Here is a 16,110-nt window from a genome sequence, read left to right on the forward strand (position 1 = left end):
GTCCCATATATTGTGCCGCAGTGGCGGAACTGGCAGACGCCCGGGACTTAAAATCCCGTGGGTAGTGATACCCGTACCGGTTCGATTCCGGTCTGCGGCATTAATTAAAAGTGAGGGAAACGTTGAATTTACAGCGTTTCCTTTATTTTTTGTCAAAAATGTTTGAACCCTTTATGATGAAATATCAAGTTTTGAAAAGCAAGTATGTCATTCTTTCCTTTGTTGACATTTCGTAGGTAGTGAAGTGTTGTGGCTGCAGATATATCAAGGTCAAATTTTAAGAGATATTGTAGAAATGAATTTCAGAGACTGGACGGGAACTTAATTTGCAAATTTTGCGATTATTTTGGCTGTGAAGTTGGAGAATTGATCGTTTATGTAAAAGAATAACGATCTGTCGCTGTGATGTAATGGGATGGGTATTGAAAGATAAAATACTTTTTCTGGAAAGCCCCTCTAACCCGGCTCTGATCCGTAAAAGGCTCTATTTCACTTATCCATCATGGGCGGAATTCTTGCAGGATATAAAAAGAGTAAAGTAAGTTTGATGTTCCCAAATCCGGCAACTATCTGATGTCCTGCAAAGCCTTTGTCGGGTATATTCCCAAGCATGAGTTCAAGCGGTATCTTCAAAATTTTAGTTATCACTTGTTCCAGAGGAATCCTGCCTTTTATAGTTATCTGGCACCAGTCTATACAGCAGGTAAAAAGTTCCTTTGTATCGTTCTGCCGCTATACCCCTCTGTTAGGACTGCCCTACGGCGTCTCAGCTCCGCCTTGTTCCTTTACCTCACTGGATGTTTAAATATAAACTAGCCTTGTTATACTAAGCTGTAAGAAATAAATAAAGTAAAATAGTACAATAACTCCTATTATAATTGCAAGTGCTAACAAACAATTTCTTTTAAACTTTATGTCGAAATTTTGATTATCCGTTTATAGTTTATATACAGCATTATAAGTAATTCAATGATAAAAAACACTTATTTTACCACGAAATTAACGATTGAATGAGCTTTGATATGATAATAATAGATAAGGGAGATTCCACAATAAAAAATTGTGTATCTCCCTTGCTTCACTCATACTGCCATTTTACTTATAGGAATCTTTAGCGTCTGCTTTTGGTTTCATAGACCAAAACACTACATTCATTATAATGACAATCAGTAACACAACTGCCATAGCCACCCAAAAGCCAATATTAAGACCAAGACATTCGGTAGTTCCGAATAGGGTCATCCAAAGTTCTTTCCAGTTCATCATTGCACCTCCTTAGAGCAGTTCGCCGAAATGACGGACATAGGCTTTTTTCAAACTTGTTGCCAGAATCATATACAGCAGAATACATGGAATCAGATAAGCAAAGTATGTTGCAGGCAATGCAACAAATCCAAGCATAGTTCCAAACACAGTAAACGGAATAATGGTCAGAACCGTAATTCCTGTCATTGTGAGCAAAGTCACCGGGGCGGACGCACGACTCTGAATGAAAGGTAGCTTCGGAGTACGAATCATGTGAATGACCAACGTCTGGCTCCACATAGATTCCACGAACCATCCAGCTTGGAACATCCCAATATACTGCGCCTGAAGCGTTGCCAGCTCTGCACCGCTGAAATGAGCGGGTAAATCATTGAACAACACACCGTTCGATACGAACAACGGGCAGAATACAAAGTACATGAAAATATAGGTTGTAAAATCGAAGATAGAGCTGGTTGGCCCAATCCAGATCATAAAACTTCCAACACTGGAAGCATCCCATTTACGTGGTTTGGCTATGAACTCCTCATCCACGTTGTCCCAAGGAATTGCCGTGCAGGACAGGTCGTAAATCAGGTTCAGGAAGATCAGGTGCACGCTCATCATTGGCAGGAACGGCAGCAGCGCAGAAGCCGCCAGCACCGAGAACATATTGCCGAAGTTGGATGATGCGGTCATCTTAATGTACTTGATCATGTTGGCATAAGTTTTACGTCCCTCGATGATGCCCTGCTCCAAAACCATCAGGTCTTTTTCCAGTAGAATGATGTCGGCAGATTCCTTTGCCACATCCACGGCAGTATCCACCGAAATGCCAATGTCGGTAGCTTTCATAGCTGCGGCGTCGTTGATACCGTCACCCATAAAACCGACTGTATGACCGTTTTCACGGAGAACAGAAACCACACGGGCTTTCTGATTGGGGGTCAGCTTTGCAAATACATCTGTAGACTCTGCCGCTCTTGCAAGCTCTGCATCGCTCATGTGTTCCAAATCAGAACCGAGAAGCATATTGCGAACCTTCAGCCCCACCTGCTTACAGATGGTGCGAGTCACTTTGTCGTTATCACCAGTCAAAATTTTGGTGGTAACACCATGGTCTTTCAAAGCCTTAATAGCATCCGCAGTAGATTCTTTTGGAGGATCGAGGAATGCCAGATATCCAATCAGCACCATTTCACACTCATCGCTGACACCAAATGCGCCAACTGGGGACGGATTGCTTTTCTGTGCAATCACCAGAACGCGAAACCCTTTGTCGTTAAGATCTTCGACTGTCTCCAGAATCCGGTTACGGACGTCATCAGTCAGAGGCTGTACTCCTCCATCACACTCTGCAAACGCACAAATAGAGAGCATTTCTTCCACAGCGCCTTTTGTTACCATTTGGGTCTTGCCCTTTTTATCCTGTACCACAGTAGTTAGACGGCGACGTGTGAAGTCAAAAGGAATCTCGTCTACCTTTACATAGTTTTCAGAAAGATCAATGAGACGTGAATCTGCGGCTTCTTCTTCCTCCGTCTTATGGATAATTGCTAAATCCATCAGGTTTTTATAGCCAGTTTGGAAGTAACTATTGAGATAAGCGTGGCGCAGTACTCGCGTATCGTCCTCGCCATTGACATTCAAGTGGTATTCCAGCACAACCTTATCCTGGGTCAGCGTGCCAGTCTTGTCGGTGCAGAGAATATCAATAGCACCGAAGTTCTGAATAGAATTGAGGTTTTTAACGATTGTCTGCTTTTTGCTCATGGAAACAGCACCTTTCGCAAGACAGGTTGTTACAATCATCGGCAGCATTTCCGGTGTCAAACCGACAGCAATAGAAATGCCGAATAAGAAGGCCTCCAACCAGTCGCCCTTGGTGATGCCGTTGACGAAGAACACCAGCGGAACCATGACGAGCATAAATCGAATCAGCACCCAAGAAACGGCGTTGACACCCTTGGTAAAACTTGTTTCAACCGCTTCTCCGGCAACTGCAGACGCCATGGAGCCAAACAGAGTATGATCGCCAACACAAACAACAACAGCTGTTGCACTGCCAGAAATTACATTACTCCCCATAAAAGCAATGTTTGTGTAATCGGTCAAGCTCTCTTTCTGTGCGCTCACATTGAATGTTTTTTCAATGGGTTCACTCTCACCAGTAAGACTTGCCTGACTGACAAACAAATCCTTCGCATCCAAAATACGAACATCCGCCGGAATCATGTCACCAGCAGACAGATGTACAATATCTCCAACCACCAAATCATCCATAGGAATTTCTATTTTTTCTTGGTTCCTACGAGTAACAGTGCAAGTGGTCGTAATCATGGCTAACAACTTCTCTGCGGCATTTCCACTTCTAGATTCCTGCACAAATCGAAGCGTACCTGAAATGAATACCATCGTTAAAATGATAACTACCGTCAGACAGTCAAAGTCCTCCGGTACACTGCCAAACAGAGAAAAATAAGGTAGAATCATATCTGTAATGGTTGATACCAGTGCCAGGCAAAACAGAATAGCTGTAAAAGGGTTGATAAACGCACTGGCCAGCCGTTTTGCCAAGGACTTCTTTTTTTCATGCGTTACTTTATTGGTACCATATTTGGTACGACTTACAGATACTGCTTCTGCATCTAATCCCCGAAGTGTGGTATGAAGGTTTTTCAAAACCTCTTTAATGGGATTGGTTGCCGCAAATTGAATGCGGCGGTTCTGTTCGTCACGGATGACTATCTTTTCGACAGTCTGACGAACAGCCATACGGTTTTCTTTCTTGTTCATTGGTCTTACCTCCTTGAATTTTAGTAGAGGCAAGGGCAATCACATGAGTGACACGGAACCTCCGAATCCCAATGTGCTGCTCTTTGCCTTCGCGGACTACCGTCAGAGTCCATGTCTTTCACCTCACTGTTTTATAAAATATCTATGTGAAACCGCAATGCGGATTATTGATTATGATAGCGATTACTCTTTCCGATATACCAGACATCAAAGCCTGCAACGATTAGCCATGCAATCATCGCGCACACAAACCAGTGGTTTGGAAATCCTGACCAAAGCCCCTTCATCAGAAAGATAATGCCATTAAGTGCAATGACTTCCCCGATGTTACGGCAAAGCGGGATAATTTTAATTTTATCTTTCTCTTCCTGCGGCATATTTTTCCACGCAGAAAGATGAGTATATCCTTTTCCACAGGCAAACAAGAAGCCTGCAATAGTAAAAATAACTCCGAAAAAGATGCATGTAAAGTCCATATTTTCTCACTCCTTCCAATGTTTGATTTTATTTTTGGGTTTATTTGGTCTTAGAAGCCTGATGAGCAGTACGATCACTGTAACAGAAAGGATAAACCAAATAACAGCAGTTACCTGATACCAAATCTGAAACATCAAAATTCTCAGTTTAGAGAACATCCAGCTTAAATAGCCGCATATTATTGTGAAGACAGAGTAAAGTGCAAAGAAAATTGCCGGTTTGTAATTTTTGATTTTCATCTTCACTCACAATACATTCCAACCAACGCTTACAACTTCCGGGATTGCCAATGCTTGCCCAACGATTCCATCTATAACGTTGTTTTAGGTTTTCCAGCAGAACAGTAATCGCAATGATCTCAACCTTATCACCAACAACATCACCGCTTTCCAGATTATTCAGGAACAGTGTTTTGCCTGGATTGCTGTTAATAGTCCACAGACAAATTTCCTGCTTTGCATCTTCTTGACAAGTGACTGAAATACCAGATCCGAGCCATAGAGCATTGGAAACAAGGTAAAGAAGCTGGTTCCCATGCAAATCGCCTCCCTTCGACCACGAACAGTATATAAAAATCGCAAGGAAAATCACATGGCTAAAACCTTGCGATTTCCTTGCGATTTGGCAAGAATTTAGGCGGGCTGTAACCGAAAGTGGTCTCAGTCCGCCTATGTTATAGTTGGTCATTAAATTTGTACCCGATGCCCCAGATAGTCAAAATGTACTTCGGCGCATCTGGGTCAGGCTCAATCTTCTTTCGCAGTTTCCGGATAAATGCCATGATGTTGCTGCCATCCAGCAGATAATCCTCTTCCCAGACTGCACGATAAATCTGCTCTTTAGTAAAGACCTCGCCCCGATTCTGGGCAAGAAAATACAGAATGTCAAACTCTTTTGGGGTCAAGCTGATTTCTGAACCTTTCAACAGAACCTTTCTACTTTTTGGATGAATCTCCAATTCACCAATTAGAATCCCGTCCGACAAAACACTGGAAGATAGCTCTGTTTCTTCTGATGCTCCCAAAAGCAAAGAAGATACCTCTCCGCTGATCATATCCCGGATGCCAGACAGTAAATCTTCCACACAGTCACTTTTCGGCGGCTCTTTAATTAGCTTTTCCAGCAGCCAAAATTCAAGGGCAGAATCCATAGGGATAAAACTGATATTTTTTTTCACGATGAATTCCTCCTTTCAAATCAACTCATGGTACTTCTTCTTATAGAAATATTTGGCTACCGTAGTCAGCAGCATATACGCAAGCGCTACAATCACCAAAAATGCAAAATACCAAAGCGGCAGCATCGTCAGGCCGAACAGAGACGCACCTCTGGTAAAGGTAATGGCTGTAAAGGCAACGATTCCGGCCAGCGTTATGCAAATCACAGGTGTAGATGACATGCTCTGCATAAAAGGAATTTTGGGTGTTCGAAGAAAATGCAGGATCAGCACCTGTGTCCACATGGATTCCAAAAACCACCCCGTCTGGAACAGTGACACATACTGAAGCTGCAGAGAAGGATCGGTAATATTCAGGTAGGATGCTCCTCCACACAGCATGGGACATAGGAAATAATACAGGAACAGGAAGGTCGCAATATCAAACAGAGAGCTGATTGGTCCGAATGACATCATAAACCGTCCCAAAGTTTTTCCCGACCAATCTCTTGGAGACAGGGTTTCTTCTTCGTCCACATTGTCCCAAGGCAGAACAATACATAAAATATCGTACAGCAGATTCAGAAGTAGAATCTGGATGGATGTCATAGGCAGAAAAGGCAAAAATGCGCTAGCGCATATGATAGCGAAAATATTACCAAAGTTGGAACTGGCGGTGATCTTGATATATTTGAGCATATTGGTAAAGGTCTTGCGCCCTTCCAAAACACCTTGTTCCAGAACATTGAGATCCTTTTGCAACAAAACCACATCGGCTGCATCTTTGGCCGCATCCACTGCCGTGTCCACCGAGATGCCCACATTGGCCTCGTTCAGTGCTGGGATATCATTGACGCCATCACCTAGGAACCCCACCGAGTGACCGTTTTCCCGTAGAGCGGAAACCAGACGTACCTTTTGGCCAGGAGTAAGTTCCGCAAAAACATGGATTTTCTCAATTGCTGTGCTAAGCTCACTGTCTGTCATTTTATCCAGCTCCGCACCGGTCAGCACAATCTCAGCAGAGATGCCAACCCGACGACAAACAGACACCGCAATGGCTGCCTGATCTCCCGTCAGAATCTTAGGAGCCACTTTTAGCCTCTTGAGGGCTGCCACGGATTCTTTTGCGGTTTGCTTGGGCGCATCAAAGAAGGACAGATAGCCCACCAGAGTCATATTAAATTCGTCAGCGGGTGTGATTTCCCTTTGATAGCCTACGTTTTTCCGTGCGATAGCAATGACCTTCATACCCTCCTGGAGCATATCATCTACCACAGAAGATACGCTCTGCATACCATCTTTTTCAATTGGCAGAATTTCACCCCGATATTCCACATGGCTGCAACGGGAAACGATATGCCCAATGTCACCTTTCATAATGAGCTGACACTCGCCATCGCTACCTCGCACAAGGGTGCTGACGAACTTGCGGGCATAGTCAAAGGGAATTTCGTCCGCCTTTTGATACTGGGTTAAAAGGTCGGTATAATGGGTTTCACGTCCCGGCATAGTCTTACAGGCAAGAATTGCGTTGTCAATAGTGTTGCGAACGCCGGAATGATAGAAGCTGTTCAGATATGCCAGATCGAGAACTTCCGTATTTTCATTGCCGAGAATATCCATGTAATATTCCAGCAGGATGCTTTCATTGGTTAGCGTGCCAGTCTTGTCCATGCAAAGCACATCCATACTACCAAAGCCCTGCATGGCGTTGATGTCTTTGATAATGGTTTGCTTTTTACTCATGGCAAGGCTGCCCTTTGCAAGGCAGGCTGTAATGACCATGGGCAGCATTTCCGGCATCAATCCGACGGCCACCGACAGAGCAAAAGCAAAGGACTCCAGCCATTTTCCGCCTGTGATACCGAGAAGCACAAACACAATCGGCACCAGCACTGCCATGAAGCGGAGCATGACCCAGGCAATGGAATTGGCACCCTTTTGAAAGGAATTTTTGTCGTCAGAGTCGGGCTTTGTAAAGCTACCATACAGCGTGTTTTTGCCGACGGCCAGCACAATTCCTTCGCCTTTACCGCTGATAACAGTTGTTGCCATAAAAGCGAGGTTTTCAAGCTGAGTCAGCGTCTCCTGCTCCCCGTAGCTGAGTTTGCGGCAGCTTTTCTCAAGGATGGCGCTCTCACCGGTGATGGCAGCCTGGGAGATAAAGAGATCCGTGATCTTCGTCAATCTAATATCCGCCGGAACACGATCACCTGCCGAGAATAGAACAAGATCCCCGACCACTAATTCTTCGGTAGGTATCTCCATTAACTCCCCATCGCGCCTCACCGTGACGCTTTCATGAATCAGGCGGTCAAGCTGAGCAGCAGCGCTCTTTGCCCGCAGTTCTTGAATTAGACGTATCGCACCACTAATTAGAATCATGGAAAAGATGATAATAGCTGTAGTAGCGTTTCTCGCAAAATTGGATGCAACGAAAACATCCGTAATAAGAGAAACAATACCCAGAACAAAAAGAATCACATGAAACGGATTAATAAATGCCCGTCGCAATCGTTGCATCGTCGTATCATTTTTTCGCTCATTGAAGCTGTTCTTTCCATACTTCTCCCGCATCGATTCAATTTGCTCAATGGGCAGACCATCCGGAGATGCGCCAAAGTCTCGATAGATTTCTGATGGCTCACAGTAAGCGTATTTTTTGATACAACTGTCAAATAGTGTTGCTTTTGACACGAGACAGTCCCTCCTTTATAAGTATAAATAAAAATATTTTAACATATTGTTATGAAAATGTTTTGTTTAAATTCTTGCTTTTTTCTTGCAATTTACTTTGATGCAGCATTTTTCAGCTCGATCCAATCTGTCTTGCCGGGGTGAGAAAAAGCCTTTGTTCTCTTTTTCATCTGTGTTCTTAGTCACCATAAAAAACACCGCTTTCCTGACACATTTATTATGACACATTATCCAGAGGATAATGTCTTTCGAGATATGAGAATTATTGAAATTGTCGAATAGAATAGGGATTTATCTCTGTACAAAAAGGTTGTACAAATTTTGTACAGCAAACAGCAGAGGCGGCACAATCGCCCTTTCTATGTGGTTTTTGAACGTCCTCAGACGTTCAATTCCGGTCTGCGGCATTTGTGTAAGGTGCCTTAGTCATTTGTAAATGGCAGGATTGTGGTGTTTTTTGCTTTCTAGGGGAGAGTAGAAGATGAAAATGGAATGAACATGTTTTAAAAATAGGATCGCAGACAGAAGAGAAATACTGCTGGTTACTCTAAGTGATTGAGAGTAACCAGCGGTATTTTTATTTAGCAAATATCCTTCATACAGTTGGAAAAGCATCCAAGGTATAGGGGAATTAAGTAGATTATTTTGAGTAAATAATCATCAAGAACAAAAGGTGTGAAATTTATTAAGTTTTGATTGGGATTTCATGTAGAAAGACAAGAACAGAAGTGTTAAATTTACGTAAGAAAGGAACGGAATACTTATGATAGAAAATAAAAAACTGATGATGTCAGTAGAAAAAAAAGGTTATGTATCTGCATTAGTCATAAAAGATGATCCGCATCAGATGAACTGGGTGATGGAAGACACCTATTTACAGCAGGCGGGTTATCAGGATGCGGACAAAATGTTTGGTTATTTTGATATTGTTGCGGATGGTAAAAAGGCGGGCAATAACGGACTAATGTCTTTCTTAAAGGAAGAAAAAGATAAGATAACAGTTACCTTTAGCGCCAAAGGATTTCAGGTGAAGATGACTTATGACCTGGGAAAGGATGAGGAGGCGCTTTTCTGGACCATACAGCTAAAAAACCTGATGGAAAAGGAGATTAAGATAGAAGAGTTCGGTGTATGGATATCCTTTGCCTATGTGATGTTCCGGGATAAAAATGTGCTTAGGAATATACATAATTCTGCCGCAGTCTTCCCGTCTGTTTCAACGGACTATACGAAACTAAGCGCAGTGCGAAGGGACGGATTGGGAGAGAATCTCGGATTTTATCAGGTAAAGGGAAGGACAAAATCAATCGGTACCTATTGTGATTATCGGAATCTGTTTTTCGAAAATGTGTCTCCTTCTTTAGACGGCATGTTGTTCCATAAATTGTATCTGGCAGGCGGTTATCCGGAAAAGTTTGAAAATCATGACTGGATATACGAAAAGGACGGATTGGTCCTTGAAGCAGGCCAAAATAAGGTGTGGGAGTACGTGATTGATACGAATCAAAGTCCCGAGGATTTTTATAATAAAGGGCTGAAATGGAAACATCCCAAGATGGAGTACACGCCCCTTAATATTATTGGAGAAACCGCAAGGATATCCGTAAGAGTACCAGCGGGAGTGGATGCGATAGCAGCAGATGCTTTTTACAAAGATGATGGAATCGTGAAAAAACTTGCAATCCCGATACGGGAAAAGGAGAAAAAGAGGCAATACAGCCTTTTTTTCAAACCGGAGGCAATGGGGGAACACAAAGTAGTCATAAAGCTTTCTGACGGTACGAAAGACTTTGTGGTACTGAATGTGATGGACAGGATAGAAACGGTGGTTGAAGAACGCGTGGAATATATTTGCAGCAGCCTTTACCATGACGAAAATGGAGAACCTCCTTATGCTTTCGAGCCGGTTTCCAATCAAGGGGAATCTCTAGGAAAAGCAAATCTGGTTCTGAAGAAAAATCTGTTCGGTACTCCGGATGTTGAACAAGTCAGGAAAGTGGAAAACTGCGCGGTAAATTATGTACGAAAAAAATGGTTTGTAGACGGAGATTTTAGAAAACCGCGTAAACTTTACGGTGATTTTTACCGCTGCATGGATTTTGAATATATTAGCCATCTGTTTTATCTGTTATCCGAGTTTGGGGATGAGGTCCTTGCACTGCATGATGCAGGTACGTACCTGGAATGGGCGGTGGATGTTTTTGAGTTAAGGGTGAACCCGGATCTGCACCAGGAGGAGCGCGGAAAAGAGGAAGCACAGATGTTAGGCGTATATTTCCTGTATTTCAATCAATTGCTGGATAAGCTGAAAGTAAAAGGCATGACGAAGAAATACGCAAAGATACAATCCTTATGGGAACAGGTCATGGACCGGGTGGATAAGGATGCGGTAACTTATAAAGCCGCAATCACGGAGCACTATTATGATAACGCAGGCTTTGGCCCGACAGCAGGTGCTCTGTGCGAAAGCAACAGAGGGGAGAGTACCAGGCGCTATGGGGAACTCCTTTTGGCCAATATTGGCTATTCCAATGATTTCAGGGCTCAGAACCCGGATCGCTGGTGGGAAGCGCTGACGTATATGATCCATTCCCTTTGGGGAGGGGTTACAGCATCGGCAGCATATAAAGTTTTTTTGTATCTGAAAGATATAAGATATCTGGAAGCGAGTTATAGGGCCACGGCAGGCATCCTGTACTGTTATGACACGCACGCCACGGCAACTTCTCCATTAGAGAAAGGAATGGCGGCTTCCACATATGCAGTGGCAGGCCCCCATATCAACCGTCCGGATCTTTCCAGGGCACGGTTCGGCCAGTCCACATTTTATAAGGACGGCGGTATTTTTTCCAGGCTTTTTGAAAATGACAGCCAGTCCCCGGACTGGGATATGGGCGAAGAGATGGCCGCATATCTGGAGAATTTTGGGGATAAGACTTTCATTATGGAAAAAGGAGATTCCATCCACGTAATCAATGGGAGTTATGAAGAGTTTGAAACCGAGTATCAGATTACAAGCTTTGCCCCATACAGTAAAGAATTTTATTTTATCTCAGGAAATGATATAATCCTGATAGAGGATAAAAAAGACCTGAGAAGAATTATTTTGAAAAAAGAAAGGGGCTAAGCATATGGCCGGCGACATTATTTCCATTTCAATTCCTCCATTTCCGGATTTTATAGAGGGGAACTACCGCACCATGAGGAAAGGGCAGAGCCATGTAGACAGAAGGAACCTGGGCTATTTTGACCTGATCGTTGTAGAAAAGGGCTGCCTGTTTCTGGCAGAAGAGAATGAGCGGTATGAAATCAGGGAAAATGAAATGTTTATTTTGCTGCCGGACAGGCACCATTATTCATGGCGGCCATGCCAGGAGGAGACCGGATTTTACTGGCTGCATTTTTATACCACTGCGCAGTGGAAGCAGGGACAGAGGGCCAGCAGATTCGTTTCAAGGCTGCCAATCCCCGATCAGCATTACCACCAATGCTCATACACATTACACCTGCCAAAATATGCAGCGATCAAAGAACCCGGTCTTCTGTTTGAACTGTTTCAGAACATTCTGGACAGTACCATCCATGAACATAGGAATGATATATGGAAAACGGAAGAACTGTTTTTACGGTTTTTAAGATTTGTTGAGAACACGGGGATACATAAAGACCGGCTGACTCTGTTGGCGGAACAGATCCAGATCTATTTGGAAAATAACATAGAGCAGCCAATCACCAACCAGCACCTGGAGGAACAGTTTCATCTGCACAGCAATTATCTTGCTAAGGCAATGAAAGAAACATTCGGAAAAACACCTTTGGATGTTTTACTGGAGATACGGATGGAATATGCCAGACAGTATCTGATCCGGACAGATTATGATATCAGGACGATTTCAAAACTGGTCGGTTTCAGTTCGGAGATATATTTTTCTAATTGCTTTAAGAAACATATGGGAATGTCTCCGAGGAATTATAGGAAGAAGTATGAGGAAAAGACATAAGACAAGAGTTACACTAAACAGGAGTTAAAATGGCCTGCCGTTGTCTTCTATGATTTACTATTCACGGTATTCAGGGAAAGATAGACGTAAATGACGGGGTATGATAGAATGGTAAAGCAAACTTTAAGAGCGGGAATTAAAAGGAGCGGTCAGCTATGGCGAATATACTCATTGTAGAAGACGAAAAAAATATGCAGGATATTATTGCCAAGTTCATGAGAAAAGGCGGCCATAACTGCTTTACAGCTGATGACGGCGTGGATGCCCTGGTAGTCTTAAAGAATCAGGCAGTGGATCTTATGATATTGGATGTGATGATTCCCCATCTGGATGGATTTTCCGTCTGCAGGACAGCCAGACAGATGAGCAGTCTGCCGATTATCATGCTGACGGCAAAGAGCAGCGATGATGATAAGCTAAGAGGTTATGAGTTGGGCGCAGATGATTACATGACGAAACCTTTTAGCCCGAAAGTATTACTGGCTAAGGTAAATGTTCTTCTGAACCGAATTGGTTCCCTTCCGCCGGATACTTTAAATGCCGGGAAAATAACGGTTTATCCTGCGTCTCATAAAGTGCTTAAGGATGGGGAGAGTATACCCTTAACCCATAAGGAATATGAATTGCTTTATTTCTTTATGACGAATCCTGAGCAGATATTCAGCCGGGAACAGTTGTTAAACCAAATATGGGGTTATGAGTTTGAGGGAACCACAAGAACCGTGGATGCCCATATCAAGAACCTGCGGCAAAAGTTGGGGGATGAAGGAAGGCATATCGTTACACTGATCCGCTCAGGCTATAAGTTTGAGGTGAATTTATGAATATAAACGACATCTTTACACTACGTACCGTCCGCAAAAAGATCTTACTGGTTTCAAAACTGGCAGGTATGATTCTTTTGCTGTCGTATGTAATTTTCACGAAACTGCAGACAGAGTCAGATATTACATTTGCCATATGGTTTTCCTTTGTGATACTGTTGGTTCTCACTGTCGATCTTCTGATGGGTCACTTTATTTCAAAACCGATTTCTAAACTGAACCAGACCGGGCGTAAGATGGCAAAGCTGGATTTTTCCTGTCCCTGTATTGTTGCATCCAATGATGAATTCGGGGAACTGTCGGCAAACTTTGCATGGCTTCCGGTTCATCCAGCATTTCGCACAGGCAGCTGGAGATATCCATCAAATCACAGCTTTCTGCAAGCGCACCCTCTACCCAGCCTACAATCGGGATCTCGCCTCCGCTGCGGTGTTTTAGAAGCCGCACCGCCTCCAAGCGGTCATTCATACGTCTGCTGGAAGCAGGATCTTTTACTTTCAGACGGGAGATATCCTGACAGCCTGAGAGCAGAGGAACCGGGCTGTATGGCACATCGTTTTCCGGGTAGACAACCTCTGCACCAAATCCGCTTGCTTCGCGCATGGGATCGGAGCAGACACTCAACACGTCCAAATGGTATTTTTCACAGCATCTGAGCATTCCTTCAGAGAGAAGCCGGTAGTCCGTTATAAACTGTCTGTACGGAACCTCAATCTCGCGAGCCGCGAAAGTCATGACAAGGCAGAGGTTGGGAATACGGTCAACAGGTTCTCCATTTAATCTTGCAAATACACGTTCATATGAATTCATAACAGCCCTCCTATATAGGAAATAGAATACGAAAAATAGGGGAATCAAATTGAATTATCGGTATAATTTGATTATAATAGGGTTCAAGAGAAAATTCTCGCATTAAAGTGGCTAAAAATCAGATAAATGTGCGGAGAGGGGGGAGCGATGAGGGAAGCAATTAAAGAGGAACGAAATTATAATCCTTTCGAACTGGCTGTATCGGTTCTTGATAATACGGTAGATATGCAGGAACACCGCCTGCTCCTGCACTGGCATCAGTATATAGAGTTTATCTATGTGTTGGAGGGGGAGGGGGTTCTGACCATAGATCTGAAGGACTATAAAGTGGTAAAAGGGAATTTAATTGTAGTTTCTCCCAGCAGCCTCCACGGTGGTACCGGAGCGGATACGAATCCTTTGATTTGTAAAGTGATACTGGCGGATGTCGAAATGCTGATGGGGAATTTGAAAGATAAAATTGCCAAACGTTATCTTTCTCCCATGCTTAATCAGACAATAAAGATCATACCAATTATCGAATCAGGCACTCCACTTTACAGGGAGACGGCGATCTTATTTGATCAGGTTCTGGAGAAGTGGAATAAACAGGACGATGGATATGAATTATATATCAAGGGGTATCTGATACAGATGCTGGCAGCATTATTTGAAGCAAAGCATTACCGGGAATCGGCAGGCCGCAGCACAATCAAAGAGATAGAGCAGATGAAAAGGCTGATCCGGTTTATTGAAGAGCATTACAGTGAACCGCTGTCAGTGGAGCGGCTGGCACAGTTTACGGGATACAACAGGTATTATTTTATGCATTTCTTTAAAATGCATACAGGGTATACGGTTACACAGTATCTGAATCTGAAGCGGACTGAATACGCGGCCCGCATGCTGGCCGAACAGGATTGGAGTATTTCTGAGATTAGCGAGCGGACCGGATATCAGGATGTTTCATATTTTATACGTGTGTTTGCAAAACGCTATGGGATCACACCACTGGTGTACAGGAAGAGAATCCGGAGTGAAATAGAGGAAACACTCTTTGCATGTCCTCAGGAAGCGGTGCATGAAACTCCAGTTTTTCTCCGGTAATCGGATGGCTTAAAGCCAGACAGCAGGAATGAAGGGCCTGCCTTTGCATGTACTCCATATCAGGATTATACAAATAGTCACCTATAAGAGGAAAACCAAGATACTTCATATGAATGCGGATCTGATGGGTGCGGCCTGTCTCTAATAAAAGAGAGACAAGGCTGTGCCCATTCTTTTCTTCCACCACATGATAATGGGTGACTGCTCTTTCGCCATGATCAAAATCAACGGTTCTCTCAATAACAGAACCAGGCTTTCTGGAAAGAGGCGCGGAGATCGTTCCTTCCGCCGGCTGTACGCTGCCGCGTACAATAGCCAGGTATTCCCGCCTGATTTCATGGCGGACGGTCATTCGGGATAAAATATTAGAGCTGAGCATATGCTTTGCTATAATGGTCAGTCCCGAAGTATCTCTGTCAAGCCGGTTGGTGCAGCGGAAGATAAAAGGCTTCCCCTGTTCCCGATAATACCACGCCAGCCCATTTGCCAGGGTATTGGTATAGTTATTGATTGACGGGTGTACAGGCATACCGGCCGGTTTATTAATGATAATGATGTCCTCATCTTCGTAGATAATATCCAGGGGAAGGTGAACCGGAGGGATCTGCAGGGAGGAGACGTGTTCCTGGATATGCACGGTAAGTGTATCCATATCAGTAAGTATCTCATTCAGGCGGCGCGGGCTGCCGTTGACAAGAATACTCAGGGGCATTTTCTTTAATTCGACCAGATTCTGCCTGGAATATCCACGTCTGCGGAGAAACTGTTCCACGCGGAGGCCGTCTTCATTTATTTGAACGGTATAGTCTAACATTCTGTCCATAGATGTACTCCTGTTTATCTTTAAGTTTACCGATATAGTATAGCAAGTCCGAAGAAAAAATGCACTATAAATCGGGAGTTAGTGACGCGCTTTAGTCGCGGCACGGATGGGGACGCTCCATGAAGGGATCGCCAAAAGCCTCCCGGAGAACATCCATGTCCTTTCAAAAACGCGGCCGCGGACCTAAGAAAT

Annotated in this window: 13 protein-coding genes, 1 tRNA gene and 1 pseudogene; 6 read left to right on the forward strand and 9 right to left on the reverse strand. The window is 43.7% G+C overall.

The window, feature by feature from the left end:
* Positions 1 to 14 precede the first annotated feature (14 nt).
* Both ARB69_RS23210 and ARB69_RS26300 read left to right on the forward strand, forming a co-directional pair.
* Positions 15 to 100: transfer RNA gene (locus tag ARB69_RS23210), tRNA-Leu, on the forward strand.
* 149 nt (positions 101 to 249) lie between these two features.
* Complete coding sequence (locus ARB69_RS26300) at positions 250 to 390, forward strand: helix-turn-helix domain-containing protein (RefSeq protein ID WP_083487192.1); 141 nt, start codon at positions 250 to 252, stop codon at positions 388 to 390.
* A 99-nt stretch (positions 391 to 489) separates the two neighbouring features.
* Here the strand turns inward: ARB69_RS26300 and ARB69_RS28365 are convergent, their stop codons facing one another.
* From ARB69_RS28365 to mgtA (ARB69_RS23245), 7 genes and pseudogenes are all read right to left on the reverse strand, one after another.
* Entirely contained in the window at positions 490 to 696 is a 207-nt protein-coding gene (locus ARB69_RS28365; protein WP_167702521.1) for a hypothetical protein, read from the reverse strand.
* 399 nt (positions 697 to 1,095) lie between these two features.
* Positions 1,096 to 1,266 carry a hypothetical protein gene (locus ARB69_RS26485; protein ID WP_055155146.1) on the reverse strand — a complete coding sequence of 57 codons (171 nt, stop codon included), beginning with the start codon at positions 1,264 to 1,266 and terminating at the stop codon, positions 1,096 to 1,098.
* A gap of 9 nt (positions 1,267 to 1,275) precedes the next feature.
* Positions 1,276 to 4,041: a magnesium-translocating P-type ATPase gene (gene mgtA / locus ARB69_RS23220; protein WP_055155147.1), complete on the reverse strand. Its 2,766-nt coding sequence runs from the start codon at positions 4,039 to 4,041 to the stop codon at positions 1,276 to 1,278.
* Between the two features lie 164 nt (positions 4,042 to 4,205).
* Positions 4,206 to 4,517: a DUF3784 domain-containing protein gene (locus tag ARB69_RS23225; RefSeq protein WP_055155148.1), complete on the reverse strand. Its 312-nt coding sequence runs from the start codon at positions 4,515 to 4,517 to the stop codon at positions 4,206 to 4,208.
* 246 nt (positions 4,518 to 4,763) lie between these two features.
* Positions 4,764 to 5,001: pseudogene (locus ARB69_RS23235) on the reverse strand (MgtC/SapB family protein); the annotation flags it as partial.
* A 190-nt stretch (positions 5,002 to 5,191) separates the two neighbouring features.
* Entirely contained in the window at positions 5,192 to 5,695 is a 504-nt protein-coding gene (locus ARB69_RS23240) for a winged helix-turn-helix domain-containing protein (protein ID WP_055155150.1), read from the reverse strand.
* A gap of 15 nt (positions 5,696 to 5,710) precedes the next feature.
* On the reverse strand, positions 5,711 to 8,374 hold the full coding sequence (mgtA, locus tag ARB69_RS23245; protein ID WP_055155151.1) for a magnesium-translocating P-type ATPase: 2,664 nt from the start codon (positions 8,372 to 8,374) through the stop codon (positions 5,711 to 5,713).
* Positions 8,375 to 9,137: 763 nt separating this feature from the next.
* Between mgtA (ARB69_RS23245) and ARB69_RS23250 the strand changes: the two genes are divergently transcribed.
* The 3 genes from ARB69_RS23250 to ARB69_RS23260 all read left to right on the forward strand — a co-directional run bounded on the left by ARB69_RS23250 (position 9,138) and on the right by ARB69_RS23260 (position 13,199).
* Positions 9,138 to 11,501 (forward strand): hypothetical protein, encoded by a 2,364-nt coding sequence (locus ARB69_RS23250; RefSeq protein WP_055155152.1) that lies wholly within the window; start codon positions 9,138 to 9,140, stop codon positions 11,499 to 11,501.
* Between the two features lie 4 nt (positions 11,502 to 11,505).
* Complete coding sequence (locus ARB69_RS23255; protein ID WP_055155153.1) at positions 11,506 to 12,375, forward strand: helix-turn-helix transcriptional regulator; 870 nt, start codon at positions 11,506 to 11,508, stop codon at positions 12,373 to 12,375.
* A 155-nt stretch (positions 12,376 to 12,530) separates the two neighbouring features.
* Positions 12,531 to 13,199: a response regulator transcription factor gene (locus tag ARB69_RS23260; protein ID WP_050640374.1), complete on the forward strand. Its 669-nt coding sequence runs from the start codon at positions 12,531 to 12,533 to the stop codon at positions 13,197 to 13,199.
* Positions 13,200 to 13,409: 210 nt separating this feature from the next.
* On the opposite strand, the gene ARB69_RS23265 is transcribed toward ARB69_RS23260, so the two are convergent.
* The gene (locus ARB69_RS23265; protein WP_055155154.1) at positions 13,410 to 14,009 is read right to left on the reverse strand and encodes a uroporphyrinogen decarboxylase family protein; all 600 of its coding nucleotides are present in this window, start codon (positions 14,007 to 14,009) and stop codon (positions 13,410 to 13,412) included.
* A gap of 147 nt (positions 14,010 to 14,156) precedes the next feature.
* Between ARB69_RS23265 and ARB69_RS23270 the strand changes: the two genes are divergently transcribed.
* Positions 14,157 to 15,095, forward strand: a complete 939-nt coding sequence (locus tag ARB69_RS23270) for an AraC family transcriptional regulator (RefSeq protein WP_055155155.1) — start codon at positions 14,157 to 14,159, stop codon at positions 15,093 to 15,095.
* On the opposite strand, the gene ARB69_RS23275 is transcribed toward ARB69_RS23270, so the two are convergent.
* A complete protein-coding gene (locus tag ARB69_RS23275; protein WP_055155156.1) occupies positions 14,992 to 15,918 on the reverse strand; it encodes an RluA family pseudouridine synthase in 927 nt (308 codons plus the stop codon). The two genes, ARB69_RS23270 and ARB69_RS23275, sit on opposite strands and share 104 nt — an antisense overlap.
* Between the last annotated feature and the right edge of the window lie 192 nt (positions 15,919 to 16,110).

Source organism: Faecalicatena contorta (assembly GCF_001404335.1).
Classification (GTDB): Bacteria; Bacillota; Clostridia; order Lachnospirales; family Lachnospiraceae; genus Faecalicatena; species Faecalicatena contortus_B.

What these genes read in the sequence shown, in the direction of transcription:
- mgtA (WP_055155147.1), bottom strand. Translation starts at nt 4,041, where the DNA reads ATGAACAAGAAAGAAAACCGTATGGCTGTTCGTCAGACTGTCGAAAAG.
- ARB69_RS23275 (WP_055155156.1), bottom strand. Translation starts at nt 15,918, where the DNA reads ATGGACAGAATGTTAGACTATACCGTTCAAATAAATGAAGACGGCCTC.
- ARB69_RS23225 (WP_055155148.1), bottom strand. Translation starts at nt 4,517, where the DNA reads ATGGACTTTACATGCATCTTTTTCGGAGTTATTTTTACTATTGCAGGC.
- ARB69_RS23260 (WP_050640374.1), top strand. Translation starts at nt 12,531, where the DNA reads ATGGCGAATATACTCATTGTAGAAGACGAAAAAAATATGCAGGATATT.
- ARB69_RS23255 (WP_055155153.1), top strand. Translation starts at nt 11,506, where the DNA reads ATGGCCGGCGACATTATTTCCATTTCAATTCCTCCATTTCCGGATTTT.
- ARB69_RS23270 (WP_055155155.1), top strand. Translation starts at nt 14,157, where the DNA reads ATGAGGGAAGCAATTAAAGAGGAACGAAATTATAATCCTTTCGAACTG.
- ARB69_RS23265 (WP_055155154.1), bottom strand. Translation starts at nt 14,009, where the DNA reads ATGAATTCATATGAACGTGTATTTGCAAGATTAAATGGAGAACCTGTT.
- ARB69_RS26485 (WP_055155146.1), bottom strand. Translation starts at nt 1,266, where the DNA reads ATGATGAACTGGAAAGAACTTTGGATGACCCTATTCGGAACTACCGAA.
- ARB69_RS23250 (WP_055155152.1), top strand. Translation starts at nt 9,138, where the DNA reads ATGATAGAAAATAAAAAACTGATGATGTCAGTAGAAAAAAAAGGTTAT.